13 protein-coding genes and 1 tRNA gene are annotated in these 16,703 nt (G+C 54.2%); 3 read left to right on the forward strand and 11 right to left on the reverse strand.

Going from position 1 to position 16,703, the window contains the following annotated elements; translation table 11 throughout:
• Position 1: 1 nt before the first annotated feature.
• From COMA2_RS01330 to COMA2_RS01350, 5 genes are all read right to left on the reverse strand, one after another.
• Positions 2-916, reverse strand: a complete 915-nt coding sequence (locus COMA2_RS01330) for an XrtA system polysaccharide deacetylase (protein WP_090893948.1) — start codon at positions 914-916, stop codon at positions 2-4.
• Positions 916-1,998 carry a TIGR03013 family XrtA/PEP-CTERM system glycosyltransferase gene (locus COMA2_RS01335; protein ID WP_090893952.1) on the reverse strand — a complete coding sequence of 361 codons (1,083 nt, stop codon included), beginning with the start codon at positions 1,996-1,998 and terminating at the stop codon, positions 916-918. The genes COMA2_RS01330 and COMA2_RS01335 overlap by 1 nt, the downstream gene beginning before the upstream one ends.
• A complete protein-coding gene (locus tag COMA2_RS01340) occupies positions 1,967-4,306 on the reverse strand; it encodes a GumC family protein (protein WP_090893955.1) in 2,340 nt (779 codons plus the stop codon). Before COMA2_RS01340 ends, COMA2_RS01335 begins: the two co-directional genes overlap by 32 nt.
• 20 nt (positions 4,307-4,326) lie before the next feature.
• Positions 4,327-5,586 carry a porin family protein gene (locus COMA2_RS01345; protein WP_139076958.1) on the reverse strand — a complete coding sequence of 420 codons (1,260 nt, stop codon included), beginning with the start codon at positions 5,584-5,586 and terminating at the stop codon, positions 4,327-4,329.
• Between the two features lie 105 nt (positions 5,587-5,691).
• Positions 5,692-6,330 carry a polysaccharide biosynthesis/export family protein gene (locus COMA2_RS01350; RefSeq protein WP_090893958.1) on the reverse strand — a complete coding sequence of 213 codons (639 nt, stop codon included), beginning with the start codon at positions 6,328-6,330 and terminating at the stop codon, positions 5,692-5,694.
• Positions 6,331-7,265: 935 nt separating this feature from the next.
• Between COMA2_RS01350 and COMA2_RS01355 the strand changes: the two genes are divergently transcribed.
• Both COMA2_RS01355 and COMA2_RS01360 read left to right on the forward strand, forming a co-directional pair.
• The gene (locus tag COMA2_RS01355) at positions 7,266-7,934 is read left to right on the forward strand and encodes a response regulator transcription factor (protein WP_090893960.1); all 669 of its coding nucleotides are present in this window, start codon (positions 7,266-7,268) and stop codon (positions 7,932-7,934) included.
• Positions 7,935-8,412: 478 nt separating this feature from the next.
• A tRNA-Phe gene (locus COMA2_RS01360) sits at positions 8,413-8,488 on the forward strand.
• Between the two features lie 159 nt (positions 8,489-8,647).
• Here COMA2_RS01360 and COMA2_RS01365 read toward each other — a convergent pair.
• From COMA2_RS01365 to COMA2_RS01390, 6 genes are all read right to left on the reverse strand, one after another.
• Entirely contained in the window at positions 8,648-9,004 is a 357-nt protein-coding gene (locus COMA2_RS01365) for a c-type cytochrome (protein WP_175304324.1), read from the reverse strand.
• A gap of 36 nt (positions 9,005-9,040) precedes the next feature.
• Entirely contained in the window at positions 9,041-12,265 is a 3,225-nt protein-coding gene (locus COMA2_RS01370) for an efflux RND transporter permease subunit (protein ID WP_090893965.1), read from the reverse strand.
• Complete coding sequence (locus tag COMA2_RS01375; protein WP_090893968.1) at positions 12,265-13,425, reverse strand: efflux RND transporter periplasmic adaptor subunit; 1,161 nt, start codon at positions 13,423-13,425, stop codon at positions 12,265-12,267. The genes COMA2_RS01370 and COMA2_RS01375 overlap by 1 nt, the downstream gene beginning before the upstream one ends.
• A 50-nt stretch (positions 13,426-13,475) precedes the next feature.
• Positions 13,476-14,741, reverse strand: a complete 1,266-nt coding sequence (locus COMA2_RS01380; protein WP_175304325.1) for a TolC family protein — start codon at positions 14,739-14,741, stop codon at positions 13,476-13,478.
• 69 nt (positions 14,742-14,810) lie between these two features.
• Positions 14,811-15,656 carry a TrmH family RNA methyltransferase gene (locus COMA2_RS01385; RefSeq protein WP_090893972.1) on the reverse strand — a complete coding sequence of 282 codons (846 nt, stop codon included), beginning with the start codon at positions 15,654-15,656 and terminating at the stop codon, positions 14,811-14,813.
• 56 nt (positions 15,657-15,712) lie between these two features.
• On the reverse strand, positions 15,713-16,054 hold the full coding sequence (locus COMA2_RS01390) for a hypothetical protein (RefSeq protein ID WP_090893974.1): 342 nt from the start codon (positions 16,052-16,054) through the stop codon (positions 15,713-15,715).
• A gap of 160 nt (positions 16,055-16,214) precedes the next feature.
• Here COMA2_RS01390 and COMA2_RS01395 point away from each other — a divergent pair, with 160 nt between their 5' ends.
• Positions 16,215-16,676, forward strand: a complete 462-nt coding sequence (locus COMA2_RS01395; protein WP_090893976.1) for a helix-turn-helix domain-containing protein — start codon at positions 16,215-16,217, stop codon at positions 16,674-16,676.
• Positions 16,677-16,703 lie beyond the last annotated feature (27 nt).

The raw sequence follows: 16,703 nt of genomic DNA on the forward strand, positions 1-16,703 counted from the left end.
CTCATCCAGACACCGCACTTGCAACCGTACCACCCTGTACCCGGGCTCGACACATGTCACGGATCGGCCGAACCGCTTCCACTACAGGGGCAAACGTGAAATCACGCAACAGATATTTCAACCGTTGCTCGGTCCACTCGAGATTTAGATAATGGCGAATTTTTGAGATCACCGGCCCCTCCATTCGAGGTTGATCCGGATCAATTTCCCAAGGGTGCAGATACATGACGAACTGGGTGCCGGTTTTCTCAAACTGCTTTAAAACCATTCTGGAAGCTGAATAAGGCAAGAGGCGAAAGTATCCCCCACCGGGAGTAGGAAGTTGAATACCGCAGAGGTTCGCCGTAGGTAGCGCAACTTCAAAAATGGGACCGGCTGCCGTCACGATCTCTTGCACACCTCTCTGCATCCCGACTTTCTCCGAAGGTTGGAAGCGAGCATAGATACTGGAGTCATAGAGATAGCCTTCTTCGACCAAAATCGGTAATGCCCACGGGGTCCGATCGGTAATCGAGAAGCTGGGCGCCCGATAGCCGAAGATCACCTCTCCCGTCAACTCTTCCAAAATGCGCTTAGACCGCCTGACATCATCCCGAAACTCGTTTTCGGTCTGACTGCCGACCAACTCATGTCCGTAACCATGCGACGCAATTTCATGCCCCTGTTTCGCCAATGCTTTGACCAGCCCCGGATGTCGTTCCGCCACCCATCCAAGAATAAAAAATGTGGCCTTGGTCTCAAAATGCTCCAGAAGCTCCGCGAGCCGGAGCGTATTCTGCTCGACGCGACTTTCCAATCGATCCCATTGTTGTCTTCTGTCGTCGGACCAAAAGGCCGACACCTGAAAATGCTCTTCCACATCAAATGAGAGGACATGTCGTACACTCGCGTTCTGGCTCTGCTGGTTGAAAGCCATTACTGCGCCCCTTCCCCGAGCAACATCACTCGCACCGTCTGCATCAGAACACTCATATCGATCCCGAAGGACAACCGCTTGACGTAGTAGAGGTCATATTGCAACTTCATATGGGCATCTTCCGCAGAGGCGCCGTAGCGAAATTTTACCTGCGCCCATCCGGTGATGCCGGGCCGGACCGTGTGGCGCAAATCATAATAGGGAATGGTTTTTCGCAGGTCCTGCACGAACACCGGCCGCTCCGGGCGCGGCCCGACAAGACTCATCTCACCTCGTAACACATTAATCAGCTGTGGAAACTCATCGACACGGGTCTTTCGCAGCCACCATCCGACTCGGGAGATGCGCGGATCGTCCGCTTGCGCCCATTGAGCCCCCGCATTTTCCGCATCTTGCACCATTGATCGAAACTTCCAGATCAAAAAGGGCCGGCCACGCAAGCCGACACGGACTTGGCGATAAAACACGGGCCCGGAGGAATCGATCTTAATCAAAAACGCGACGAGTAAGAATAGTGGAATCAGCACCAGCAATCCGACGATTGCAACCATCATGTCACCGAACCGCTTCATGATACGGGTAGCCATGCGTTGCTTAAACCCATTCGAAAACACCAGGGCGCTCGGGCGAAGCGAATCAATTGAGAGGCGACCTGAGATTTCTTCGAACAATTGATGCCCATCACGAACATCTATTCCCATTGCCTTTAAATCGAGCAGCTGTTCAACCGGTAGTATTGAGCGACGATCTTCAATGCAGACCACGACGGTAGTTACTTTCTGCGCTTCGACCACCCGTGTGACCTGTTCATGAGTGCCAATTACGTCAGGCATGTCGGAATTGCTCTCTACTCGCTCATTTCCTCCTACAAGAACTCCGACAATTTCCGCCAGCCCAAGACGTTGCGAACGTACGACTCGACAAAGTTCCCCGGCGAGCTTTCCAGCCCCTAAGATGAGTATCCGCCTTCTGGGGCTCAGCGAGTCCCACATCGGATAGATATTCTCCGTGAAGCGGCACAGCCGCAGCTCCGGCTCCACTGCAGCGTCTTTATTCACCACTTCGTCCGTTTTTACCAGCATAGGGCGTCTCGTACATGAAATAGGGCGCAAACTCCATTTCCACCTTCGTCAAGACAACTCCAATCTCGTCGCTACTGACATTGAGCTGCTTTACTGCCTTGCGTACCATCTCGAGACTCGTCAAGCCGGCTCGCACCACAAGAATCACCTGATCCGCCAGACTACCAAGGACATTGACATCAGCAAGTGTTAATATAGGCGGCCCATCCAAAATCACATGATCATAACGAGTCCTTAGCTCTGGCAAAATCTGTTTCACATACTGAATCCCGGAAATACTGGCAGGCCTGACCTTCGAATCCCCGCACGGCAAAATCGAGAGTGGAATCCCTTCATAGTGATGAATACAATTCTCAAGGATGTCTCGTCCCAACATCGCTTCACTGATGCCTGGCTCGACCGAAATGTCCATGTATTCATGCACCATCGGGCGCTTGAAATCGCAATCGATCAGGAGCGTAGATTTCTTCAGATCATGGGCTAGAACATAGGCAAGATTTACGGCCGTGGTTGTTTTACCTTCTCCCATAATACTGCTGGCCACTAGAGTGACGACATTTTTCTTTTCAGCCGACATCAGCAGCAGACGTGTCGACGCCACTCGATATTGCTCGGCAATAATGGAATGCGACCCCCACTTTGCAATTAAATGAAATGCTTGGGGCAGACTCGTGAGTGATGCACGCTTAGTACCGAATCCGGCACCCGTCCATTTCCTTCCATATCCATAATGTGATGGAATACGTCCTGGAACACTGATACTGGTTTCTGGTCCAGGAAGAAGCGCCCGCGATCCCGTCGCCCCCATTCCGACTGTCATGCTGTCAAAAGGAGGGATCGACGCGATGACCGAAAGACCAAGATAGCTTTCGACTTCTTCGGGGCGGCGACACCCTGGCTTCAAAAACTCCACCCCAATGGCTCCTCCCAACCCGATGACACAACCCAGCACAAGTCCGCCGAGTAAAAAATGGAGACGTGTCGGTGGTTCTTCGCTATAGGGCAGGTTGGCCGGCTCTATGATTCGATACTGTTCTCCGAACTGACGACTCTCATAATTCCCAAGAATCCTGGCATTGGTCCGCTTATCAAGAAGAGATTGATACCCCTTTTGAAGATTCTCATAGTCTCGGACTAGGATTGTGAGTCGCTGTTCTGCCGCGGGTATCCGTTGGACGTGCGCTTCAAGCTCCTTGATCTGACGAACTGTCTTGGCCTGCTTTTCCTTAAGGAAGGCCATCTCACTTTTTAGTTCATTGCGCTCTTTCATCAGTTCTCTCAGGAACGGGTCAATGGGCTTACGGACAGCCTTGCCACTGCTCTCAACCCGTCCTCCTGTCGTCTCACCCATACCCGGTTGATCGCTGTCAGCCACTCGCGGCTCCAACTCTAATCGGCGAATTTCCTGCCGAAGGTGCACCACATCCGGATAGTTCTCCTTGTAGATCCCCAAGAGTTCATTTAGCTTTTGCTTTAATTCCTCTAGCTTGGCACTACGAAGGTCGGGAGGCCTAGATTCAATCATTCGCCCGCCCCTCTCGACCGGAACCACATCGGTTGACCCGATCTCAGAGAATTCCCTGATCGCTTTTTCCAAGGCCGTAAGCCGTTCCCCCCCCTTATTCAAGGATTCACTGGAAGTCGTAAGATCGGTCTGCAATCGATCGAGCGTGCGCAGATTAGCCTCCATCTGGCCCGGTAATTCTCCAATATGATCCTTCTTGAAATCAGAAATCGCCTGTTCCTTGGCTTCAAGTTCAGCCTTCATTCGGTTCAACTCAACAGACAGAAACTCGGTAGTGGTCTCGACCAGTCCTTCTCGGCGCTTGGCATTGTCTTCCTGCAGTTTGACGACGAGAAAAGCTGCCACGGCTTGAGCCATGTGAGGATCAGCGTGTTGGTAAGAAATCGCTATGCCGGGGCCCTCTTTGGGCCGTGCCACGCTAATGGCCATTCGAAGGCGTTTGATTAAAGACTCCTCGGTTTCTTCTTCGCTGTCCGGATACGGTTTCATGGTTTCGATGATAGGCACCAATACGGATTTATTCGTAAGAGCGAGCAGGACCTGTTGCATAGCAACAGTCGCGAGGTCCTCAAACCCTTTTACCTCTACCCCCCCCAGACCTTTCACATAATCCTTCGCCACTTTTGGGCTATCCATTGTAATAATGACAGTGGATTTATATGTCTTAGGAAAGACCTTCCAACCTCCGTAGGCCAGCGACATGCAGATGACGATACTTACAACAGTCCACCACCATTTCTTCAGCAGCACTCTAATCAGATCTTCTTGAGTCAACGATTGCATACGAGCGATCTTCTCAGTATTCAGTAAAAGGCCTGGGTCAGATTCAGCTGGACCACGTGCTTATCGTAAGCAAAATGTGTCCCTCCGAAGACGTTATCAACATTTTGGTAACTATAGGCCAGCGTGAGAAACATCTTCTGGGTCACTCGGTACACCAAACCTCCCATTCCTCCCACAGTGGTCCAAGAGAGCGCGCCCCCTGAACTCGACCCAAACTGGTTCGCAACACCATAGTTCACTCCAAGCAACCCAGCTAGATCACGGATCGGGGTATTCTGAGTCAGGCTGAACGACACCGAGTGACTGAGCATAGGCGCGCTTCTGAAGGCCAATGAAGGAGCAATGCTGGACTGATACAGGAGAGCAATTGACGTCGTAGGATCCTTCCAGAGGATAGCGAGCCTGCCGAATGGTGCAATGGTCGAGGGAAACCGTACTCCATTTGATTGCCCCGAGATCTCCTGCACACCTCCAGTGGCATTGAAGCTGACGGCAGACGAAAACCTATGGGCCCAGCCTAGGGCACCGCCCCTTGTGCTAAAATCCCCCAGTCTGCCTTGATCAAAGTCGCTACTCATGAGATCTACCGTTATGCTGTCCTGAACGGAGGCCTGTACCAAAAGACCAGCGGTATAGCCTTGAGTGTCTTGGCTGATCAAGGTAGCGGCCTGAGAAACTTGCGATGTGGAGGCCTGAGGAACTTGCGTTGCCCCATAGCGGATAAAACTGTGCGTATAGCTCCCGGTCAACTTGACAGTTCTATAAAGTGGAAGCTCCAATTGAGTATTGACACTATTGGCGCTTGTGTTAGTGCGGGCCGCCTGAAACCCTGTCAGTAACGGATTTATCTGTTCCCCTGATTGGTTCCCTAAAAGAAATGCGGGGGGCTGAGGACTGTAAAAGTACGTGTCGGACACCGTCCACCTTGCCCCCGGCCTCCACAGGCTTATGAGATCGCTCATGTCCAGCCCCACTCCGGCATTCGCGCCCACATAATTTAGTCCTGTATTGTTCGCGTAATAACTGCCGACCACTCCCACGGACGCGTTTACCTTCACCAGCTTGTCATGATCGGTATACAATCCTCTGACTTGGGGCGCGACTGTCGTGATAAAGTCACCGGGTGCTGTTCCCTGAAGCTGGCTCTTAGACGCAAAAAACACATTGCTGTCGTATCGTTCAGAAACTTGAACGGAGGGAATAATGCGCAACCCATCCGTTGCTTGAATCGAGCTGGGGTCAGTCGCTCCGCCAAACGCTGTTCCCGGAACAATTGGCATCCCTCCCCCCATCCCACCCATCTGTGCCTGCCCTAACGAACACAATCCAAGGCCTATCCCCAAAGTGATGCTTGCTATATGCGCAAGTAGCCATTTCCCGCTCACCTAGGGCACCACGATGACATCACCGCTCCGCAGAATGAAATTTCCCGGCACGGCGGTACCCGTTAGAATATCGTTATAGTGCACCGGAATCTCGATCTGACGTTTCTTTTCATGTCCTTCCGGACCAGTGCTTACGTTACGCAATACCTTAATTTTGTTCTTGTTCGCAAAGGGGCCGAACCCGCCGGCCAACGAAATACCTTGCACCACATTTGCATATGACTTGAGCGGGTATTTCCCCGGTTTCACAACTTCTCCCAAGACGTAGATGAAATAGCTGTTGACCTCTTTGACCTGAATTGTGACAACTGGTGATGAGACATATTCTGTGAGCCTTTCGCCGATCCGCTTCGCCAACGCATTCGCCGTCAGACCGGAAGCTGGCACATCCCCGATCAGAGGCATGGTAATCGTGCCATCCGGGCGAATCGTCACCTCGCCCGACAGGTCTGGGCTTTTCCAGACCATCACCTTCAGTACATCCTCCGGCCCAAGGAAAAAATCAGATGGCGCCGTCAGGTCAACTTCGTAATTCACTCTGTCTTGGGCACATCCCACCGCTCCAAGTGCTATGGCGGCGACGAGAATCCCGCTGAGTAAGGTGCGCATACAATGTCTACTTCCGACGATAACCATCATCGACTCTCTCCAATGTCAAAATATTGGACGCATCGATCGACTATCCGCCGCTTGAATAAGTACCATTGACTCCGATACCACCAAGGCTCCCGGCCTACGCTAAGATGGCAAAGAAATATCCATGGTAACCAACAAAATTACCGGCCATACTCTATAACTGGACTATCGGCAGCAGTGTCGCCCCAACGGAAGCAAGGATTTCCTCCCCACATAGCCAGTGTCGGTTCCGAACTTGTCTCTCGTGGCGAAAGATAGGGCTGCAAGGACATATCTTCTGCGGTCAGTGTCGATGTAGTTACCGTGTTTCGACTCCAGTCTTTTTACTTGCTCCTACGGTGTAGCCAATCATTCATGACAAGTAACCCTCATCTAATGAGCCAAATCCATTCATCCATAAAAAATAAAGCTGTTCGGCTCTTGCAAATAGAGCCTATCGGACTGCTCAATATACGGTACTGGCAACCCTAAGCTATAAGCTAAATATCCAGTTTTAGTGTAGCAGACCTGGTATATTATCGGAGCAATTGGCTACAGAAATTGTTATATCGAGCCATGGAACAGAACTGTTTTTACAAAGACTGTCTCTCTCTCCCATATTAATAAGGTCGGCTATTTCCTTAATCTACTTGAGCCTATCAATACGTGTGCCTTACTTGACGCACCGAGCGAGGACTGCATAACCGGAGGAGGGACATGAGAATAAGGCAGTTGATTCAATAAATTGGATACAGGCGATAGCTTTTGTTGTGCATACCCAACTAATGGGTAATACCATTCATACCTATCAGAAAGCGATAAATGCACTCATGTATCAGTTAATTGGTAGGAAGATTGAAAAAACAGGCAGTCTAGAGATCGGAATCTCTTTCACCTGAACACAAGTGTGGAGCTCCTAGAGATGTATCCGGTCTTCCACCGTCTTGAGCCAGTGTACTATGCCTAACACGAATCCATCCCTCACGATCGCGATTCTGAGCCGTCAATGGCTCGTATGGTTAGGTTTGCAGAAAATACTTGATGGCCGTGCAACCGTCCAGATGGTCGTGCCTCCCTACCAGTGGAGGATCCCGGACGGATCCCCCACCGACACACGACCAGACGTGGTTATTCTAGATCTAGAGACCGCACCAGACGCCGTCGGCACCATCAACCAGATTCGGGAATCTGCCCCGACCTGTAAGATTGTGTTGTTATGTGGCTTAGAAGACCGAGACCACATGCGCGAGGCGTATGACGCCGGCGTTGACGGTGTCATCCTCAAAATTCAACCGCCCACTGTCATGCTGGCAGTGATTGAGTCCCTGTATGCCCCCACCAAGCCCCAGGACTATTGGGAACGAACTGGTGCAGTGCTCGGATCCCCCGTCAAGAAGAAGGATGATGCCGACGCCTTAACGCTGGCCTGGCCCAATGCCTTGACGGAGCGGGAACGCGAGATTATCCGATTGGTAGCGCAGGGCCTCTCCAACAAAGACATCGCCTACAAGCTGTCGATTAGTGACAGTACGGTCCGACATCACATGACGAATATTTTCGAGAAAGTCGGCGTACCCAATCGACAGAACCTCCTGATCCACACCTATCAGTTCCATTCCAGGCTGTGAAGACGAAGCTAAGAGCAAAGGCATGCAACGTAGAGGAAGCCTCGCCTGTATTCAGAGGCTCGGTAGAGAGCCGGCGCATGTCTCACTTTCGATCGCTATCGCACGGAAGTGGGAAAATGAAAGCAAGATCTTTCTGAATCACCTGTCGATACTCAGCACCCATTAGTCATCCCAGACTCAGTGCTATGGTGGACGTTGTCATCTCGCTTATCCACAAACTGTCATCACCGTTGACCGCAAATCCTTATGCCTCGACCATCGATCCCTCACCCGCCCGAGAACTTTTCCCTGCGTACTCATTGCGGTTAAGTGCGACATGCGACGAAAACTCATCCTAAGTTCCCGCACCAAGAAGAAACACCCTGTACATGCGAAAGATGTGGAAGTCAGATATGTGACCTTGGTAAGATGCGCAGGGTATTGGCTGGTCTCGCGAGCATAGGAACAATCCAGAGCTGAACGATCAAATCCCTTCTGTGCCGAGGTAGCTCAGTTGGCAGAGCACAGCCCTGAAAAGGCTGGTGTCGACAGTTCGATTCTGTCCCTCGGCACCATCATCATCCAGCTTCTATAGCTAGCTGAACCGCTGATGTCAGCGATACCGTGAGATTCACCCATTCCACTTCTGAAAAATTCTGGTCGTGGGGCGGTGTGGGTGCTTCGCTTTGGCGGGTCTGCCGCACGGATCGAGTAATGGGTTGGGCCGAAGCCTTCTACTTCTTCAATGTCCGGATATACGCCAGTACGGCTCGACTATCTTCTTCCGACAAGCGAGTTTTCCATGACGGCATGTTCGGCTTTCCCTCGTGAATGGTCTGAAGCAGTATTGTGTCGGACTTTTTCTTGGTAGTCGGTCTCGTGAGGTTGGCCGGCTCTGGCCCCAGGAGCAAATAGCCATCCCCCTTCCCCTCAGAACCATGACAACCGGCACAATGCCGGACAAATACTTTTTCCCCTTTTGCGACATTGGCGCTCGTTGATTCCGGCTCCTTCGGCGCGGCAATCGATGCCTGGACTCCCACAATAATGGCAACCAGACCCATGCATATGGCACCAGCGAGCGTAGACATCCTCATCTCATCCTTTCTCTGGCCTGACGTTCCGCATCACGTCGATGGCATCTCGTCAGGCCGGCTAGTCGGCCGGGGCTCACCATTGCCATGAATGTCCCCTGCCGCAGAATGGACAGCAGGAACTGATCCTCCTCGTAATTCGCCTGGGGCGATCCCTCCTGTCGAGCGGCCTTCCAACCACTGATAGAGGACCGGCAGCATGATCAAGGTCAGGAGCGTCGAACTCACAAGGCCGCCGATGACGACGATCGCCAACGGACGCTGCACCTCCGAGCCGATCCCGTTGGCAAACGCCAAGGGAACCAACCCCAAGAGTGCGACCAACGCCGTCATCAAGACAGGGCGTAGCCGAAGCAGGGCGCCTGAGGTCACCGCTTCGTCTAAACTATGGCCGTCCTCTCGAAGTTTATTCATATAGGAAACGAGCACGATCCCGTTCAACACCGCGACGCCGAAGAGATTGATGAAGCCCACCGATGCCGGGACACTGAGATATTCCTTGGTGAGCCACAGCGCCACAACCCCTCCGATCAACGCGAAGGGCAGATTCAAGATGATGAGGGTTGCCTGACGGAGTGAGTTGAAGGTTGAATACAGCAAGAAAAAAATCAGGCCGATTGTGATCGGAACGATAATCTGCAGCTTGGCCATTGCCCGTTCCATGTTTTCAAATGACCCGCCCCAGGTCACCCGGTAACCGGGCGGAAGCATGACGCGTTCGGAAATTTTCTGTTGCCCCTCCGCAACCAACCCCCCGATGTCTCGTCCCAGCGTATTGAACCCGATCGACACGTAGCGTTGCAGCTGATCGCGGCTGATCCGGCCGGGTCCCTCTTCCAACTGTACGGTGCCCAGATCCGCCAAGGGAATCTGTGCGCCCGCATGATCGCTGACCCGAATATTGCTGATTGTTTCGACACTGTCCCGATACTGCTCGGGAAACCGCACCACCAAATCAAACCGTTGCTGGCCTTCATAAACACGCGTGGCTACGTCTCCACCAATGGCGGTGGTGATGATCTCCCGCACATCGGCTACATTGATCCCATGCCGCGCAATCTTGCCGCGATCGATATCAATCGTGAGGTAGGGCTGGCCGAATAATTGTTCGACTTTGATATCTCGAACCCCTCGCACGGTTTCGAGCACCTCGGCGATCTCTTGGGCTTTGTTCCGCAGTATCTCCAGATCGTCACCGAACAGTTTCACCGTGGCTTCCGTGCGAACTCCGGAAATCAATTCATCGACCCGCTGCTGAATAGGCTGGCTGATCAGGAATGTCGCCCCCGAGACTCCCGCCAACCGCTCACGAAACTTCTGCATCAACTCCGGCATCGTCTTGGCCGTGGTCCACTGATCCAGCGGACGAAGCCGTACGACCGGATCACTCTCATTGGGCTCTTGCGGATCGTTCCCCAATTCCGTACGGCCGATTTTGGAAACGACCATCTCCACTTCCGGAAACTCCATGATCGCCTGTTGCATCCGCTTTTCGATCTCGATTGAGGCGGGAAGCGACACGCTGGGGAGACGAATAGTCTGAGGGGCGACTGATCCCTCGTTCAGAATAGGGATAAATTCTGAGCCCAACGAGGGCACCAACGCAAGCGCGCCGATGAGCGCGCCGACGGCCATCACCACCACGGCGATCCGATGCCTGAGGGCCCATCGGAGGGTAGGCGCATAGAGACGCTTGGCCAATCGGACGATCCACGGATCTTCTTCACTGCCTTGCTTCAAGGCCAGCGAACAGAGCACCGGTGACAGCGTCAGCGACAAGACAAGGGATACCAACAGCGCGATCATGATGGTATAGGCAAGCGGCTTGAACATCTTCCCTTCCATCCCGTGAAGGGACAAGAGAGGGAGAAACACCAGGATAATGATCAGAATCCCGAATACGACCGGCTGTCCGACTTCCTTCACCGCTTGCGTCACCAGCTGAAGCCTCGGTATTGCGGCAGCAGAATGGTGCGATAGATGGCGGTACACGTTTTCGACGACGACGACCGACCCATCCACGATCATGCCGACCGCGATCGCCAACCCTCCCAGCGACATCAGATTTGCGGTCAGCCCGATCTGTCCCATGACGATGAATGTGGCCAGCGGCGCCAACACCAGCGTGCCAACGACGATCAGCGCGCTGCGAATGTTCCCAAGAAACAGAAACAGCACCACGACCACGAGCACCACGCCTTCAGCCAACGATTTGTACACCGTATTCAACGCTTCGGTAATCAGTTCAATACGGTCGTAAAACGGCACGATGCGCAATCCATCCGGCAACAGATGCTTCGCATGGATGTCCTCAATCCGCCTCTTGATCCCCTCCACGACATCCCGGGCATTGCCTCCACGCAACATCAGCACGATGCCGCTCACCACCTCGCGATCCCCATTCAGCACGGTGGCACCATGCCGCACTGCGGGATTGATCACCACTTGAGCCACGTCGGAGATATAGACCGGCGTGCCACCGGTTTCCTTCACCACGATCCGTTCAATATCTTGAAGCGAGCGGATCAGCCCGATCCCGCGCACAATGTACTTCTCCGCATGTTTTTCCAGAATATTCCCGCCGGCGTTGGCGTTATTTCTCGCCACCGCATCGAACACCTCACGAAGCGTCAGACCATATTTCCGCAGCAGGCCTGGTTCGACCAACACCTGATACTGTTTGACGTACCCGCCCATCGAATTGATATCGATGACCTCCGGTGTGCTCTTCAGGAGGGGGCGAATGATCCAATCTTGTATCGTCCGCTGGACGATCAAGCTCTGATGTTCGGCTTCAGCATCGACCACAGTCCCGCGAGGAGCCTCCAAATAATACTGGAAGACCTCTCCCAATCCCGTGCTGTTCGGCACCAGCATCGGCTCGGCTCCTGGAGGAAGCTGTTCCTCCACTTCAAGCAATCGCTCGAGCACCAGTTGGCGGGCCAGGTTGATGTCCATGGAGTCATCGAACACGATGGTGATCAGCGAGAGACCGACTTTTGTGAGGGAACGCATTTCCGTGAGAGACGGCACACCCGTGAGCTGCAGCTCGATGGGATAGGTCACCAGACGCTCGACCTCGGCGGGAGAGAGCCCCGGCGCCTTCGTGACGACCTGGACAAGCACGCTGGTCACGTCCGGAAAGGCGTCGATCGGAATAGTCCGAAAGGCATAGATCCCGCCGGCGCCGATCATGATCGAACAGAGAATGATAAGGAGCCGCTGGCGGAGGGAGATGTCCAGAAGACGGGAAACCATCAGACGGGTTTCTTCAATAACTCGGACTTCAAGACAAAGGCGCCATGTGTCACAACCGGTTCGCCTTCGTTCAAACCGCCGAGGATGGCAGTCACGGTCCCATTGGATTCGCCGACGTGCACTTCCCGCAACTCATACTCGTTCAGGCTGCGTTGCACGAAGACGAAGGTGCGCCCTTGATCGCGTTGCAACGCGGCCTCCGGCACCGCCAGTCGATCGGGCTGGGCTTCGGAAAAGAGTCGAATCGTGGCAAACATTTCAGGTTTGAGCCGCCCATCGTGATTCGGCAACTCGATCCTGAGTTGCATGGTGCGTGTCACGGGATCGAGCACATCACCGACATAAGTGATCGTTCCTTGAAAGACCTCCTTGGGATAGGCGTTGATCCGCACCTCGACTTGCCTGTCTCCGGATGCATGGATGGAATGGGCGAAGGGAATGTCCTTTTCGGGGATATTCGCTTGCACCCAGACTTCCGAAAGATCAGCGATCACGAACAGATTTTCGGTCGTCTCGACGACCTCGCCCCGCGTCAACTTACGCCCGATGATCCGGCCGGCAAAAGGAGCCACGATCGGCACGACCGAACGGATCTTCCGGCTGCTCTCGAGACGCCTGAATTCTTCGTCATTCATGCCAAGCAGCTTGAGCCGATCGTGCGATTCATTGGCCTCGGCCTGGCTGCTCAACAACTCTGCTTGCCGGCGCTGCAATTCCGCCTCGCCGATCACCTGCTCCTGTAGGAGGAATTGGGCACGGTTGAAGGCCTGCTCCGCAACATGCAGCTTGGCCTTGGCTTTGAGATAGGCCGATTGAGCAAGCCCCAGCTCGCTGCTGTACAGGATCGCCAACGGGGCATTTGCTTTGACCTCCTGGCCTAGCTCGCCGTACACCTCGACCACTCGACCTCGAACCAACGCGGTGATCTCCGCCATGTTCCGCTGATTGGGTTGCACGATGGCGGGGAAGTCCCGGTGCGTTCGAAAATCGCTGCGCGCTACCGGCTGGACAACCAGGCCCACCCGCGACGACTCCTCCGCCGACAGCGCGATGCGGCCAGGCGTTGACACTGCGACGGGCGACTTACTCGCCACCACGTCGCTCGGCGTTCCATCACAGCCTGATTCCAGCACCATCAAACCGAACAGAAGACCGGACATACCTCGCCTGAAATACCTCGATGAAGCTCGTCGCGAACCAAAGAGGGCCTTCACAGCGCCACCCCTACGGCTTGCTCCAGCCGGGCCAGCGACACGGAGAGGTCACGACGCGCTAACGCATAGTCCAGCAAGATCTGTCGCTGCACACGCTGCGCATCAAGGACTTCCAGCAGGCTTGACGCCCCTTGTTGAAAACTGAACTGCGCCAGCCTCAGCGCCTCCTGAGCCTGCCTCAGCAACCCTTTATCGAACACCTCGATCAACTCCGCAGTGGTGCGGACATCCTGAAAATGTTGATACACGGCTCGCCCGAGTTCATTGCGGGTCCGAAGCAGCTCGGCTTCCTCTCGGCGTTTCACTCCTAACGAGGAGGCGATTTCTCCCTGACGCCGGTACCAGAGCGGTAGCGGAATAGAGAGACCCCCTTGACCTGCTTCCCGTCCAATCTCGCGCCAATAGCTGAGATTGGCAGTAATGGTCGGCACCCGTGCCTGCCGTTCGAATTCAATCTTCCAGTCTGATTGTTCGACGGACTTGAGCAGGCGCTGGATCGTTGGATGCTGCTCCATCATGCGAGTCATCAGTCCGTCGATCTGGAGATCACGAGGGAGTCTCCTGAATTCGCCATGGACCAGATAGGATGGCCCAAGCGCGCCACCAGTCAAGGTATCGACGGCCACGCGGTTGATCCGAACCAGATTATCCGCGCGCGCGAGTTGTTGCCTCGCCTTTAAGACTTCTACTTCCGCCTTGATGGATTCAAATTGAGGCGCTTCGCCCGACTTGACCCGCGCTTTCACGATCCGGGCCACGCCTTCGACGGTATCAAGATTCTGGCGCGCCAAATCAGCATCATGTTGAGCCAGCAGCAGGTCGTAGAATGCCACCTTGACCTGTGACGCCAAATTCAATCGCGTCTCCAACATACCCACATTGGCCGTCGCTAAGCCGAGATCCGCCACTCGTTGCCGCGCGGCGCGCATGGCCGGCCATTCGAGCGGCTGTCCCACAACCACGTTGTATTCAGTGACCGATTGTCGGTCGAGGAACGGTCCGATACCGGCCCGGCCCGTGTCTTGAAGGTTGCCATGGCCGCCGGAGCCGGCAACGGTCGGATTGGGATAAGCACCGGCCGCCGTCTGCTGGCCTTTCTGCTGTTCGATGGTTCCTTCCGCAAACGAGACGGCGGGATTCTTTGCCAAGGCCAGATCGACAATCATGTCGAGACTGTACAACTGCCCATCCGATTGGGCAGAGGCCGAGGCCACGCTCATTCCGAGACCGATCGCGCACACCACCACGAACCTGACCCCCATTCTCGTCTCCAGCCTGTCTAGCATGAACCGCACCTCATAGTAGGCCGAACGTAGTTCAATTTCAAACGTCTATGCTGAATAGTCCGATCTTCTGGATCCGCTGTCGGAGTCGAATCGCAATCCGCTGAAGTAGAATGCCGAAATCGCCGCTGTCGCCGCGACATTCAATGACTCCACCCCCTCGGCCAGTGGAATAGAAAACCTCACGCGTGACGCCTTCACGATGTCCGGGGTCAACCCCGCTCCCTCGTTTCCGACCGCAACCATGAGGCGGCTTGGGATTGTTCGAATGGTCCTGATAGGGACTTGATCCGCCGAATCCAGGACCGCCGAATAGATGTCACACCCATATGAAGAAAATGCCCGCCAATCCCAAGTGTGAAAAACCGGAAGGCTCAGGATACTACCGGCCGTGGCACGAACCACTTTGGGACTAAAATGATCGGCGGAATCGGCGCTTAACCAAACTCCGGACAAGTTCAGCGCCGCGGCGGTTCGAATGATCGCGCCCACGTTCGCTGGATCTTGCAGACGATCCCCATACAGGCCAAGCACACGCGACTGTTTGAACACATGGGTTTCATCCCATCGAGGTTGTCGGACAACGGCTACGATCCCTTGCGGCATCTCCACATCAGTCAGTCTTTCAAAGTCGGCGTCCGGACAAAGGAACTGGGACGCAGGCAGTCTCGCGCGCGCCTGTCGATCTACCTCGGTCTCCACACAGAGAAAGCCCGGCGAGACGATCAGACTGAGAATGGCTTGGGGAGACTGGTGAATCAGATCACGACAGGATTTAGCTCCTTCAAGGACGAAGGCCCCTTCTGTCGATCTGACCTTCTTATCGCGAAGCAGTTGCCGGACCCGCGAGGCCCCTGCACGAGTGAGAGCCGGTAGCTGCAATGCGACAGCCACCTAGAGACCCGTCATCGCACTGAAGCACATATGAACAAGACAGCTGGAATGGATGATCAACGACGCCTTCGTTCAGAGGCCGCTTCAGCAGCGCGGATACGTTGAGCCCTCGCCTTGGCACGTTTCAAGGCCGTCAGCTTTCCCCGAGTCCGATTCTGCTCAAACTGTAACTGTTCAAGCTGAGACTTCAGATGGGCCTTTTCCTGCTTATGCAAACTCGCGCATTCCGCCTTGGATAACTGGGTCCAATCCCCGCTGCTCCTAGCACGCTTGATTCGATCATCCAACGACTCTCGAAGCTGCTTGGACCGCATCGTCATGAGCGACTTGAGCGCCTCTTGTCGGCGCTGGACCTCTTCTTCCTCAGCCATGATGCCACGAATATCGGTTCCTAACATAGGTCCCCACCTCCTTCAACACGATGAAACTTGTGTCCGTATTATACCGATTTCACACCCGCACAGGAAATAGATCATAACATATTGATTTTCATAAATAAATGTCGTTTTATTCACGGAGTTTATTGAAGCGCCTCCCTTCATTGTGTATTATGCCCCCATGTCGATAGGGCTATTCATCCAGGGCTGGAGACTTTCCCGAAACCAATCGATCGAGTCGTTATCAGACGCGGCAGGAATTTCGACGACGCTCCTTGAACAAATCGAAGCGGACCAAGCCGATCCTACAACCAGTACAATTGAAGCTCTTGCCTCCGCGCTTCGCATTCCGCCTTCTTGGCTGTTCGATAACCCTCAATCCTTTAAATGGCTCTTCACCGATTCAGCAGAGGATGAAGAGCCGGATACCTCACAGATCGATCCGGTGACCGATCGGATCGTGGCCGGATCTCACTCCGATCGGTCACTCTATGTCCTCTTGACCATGCTCATGCAAGCCGGAGATCCCAAACTCCTGCGGGCCGCTGAGATGAGCCTGCGGAGTTTAGTCAAACAATCGCGTCAAGCGACTGTGCCATGGCAACAACGCCCCTCCGGGCACTTCGAACCGCCCAGCGATTAACGCAGCTATCTGATCCTAAGCCTGAGC

Origin of the sequence: Candidatus Nitrospira nitrificans, assembly GCF_001458775.1 — a bacterium.
GTDB lineage: Bacteria > Nitrospirota > Nitrospiria > Nitrospirales > Nitrospiraceae > Nitrospira_D > Nitrospira_D nitrificans.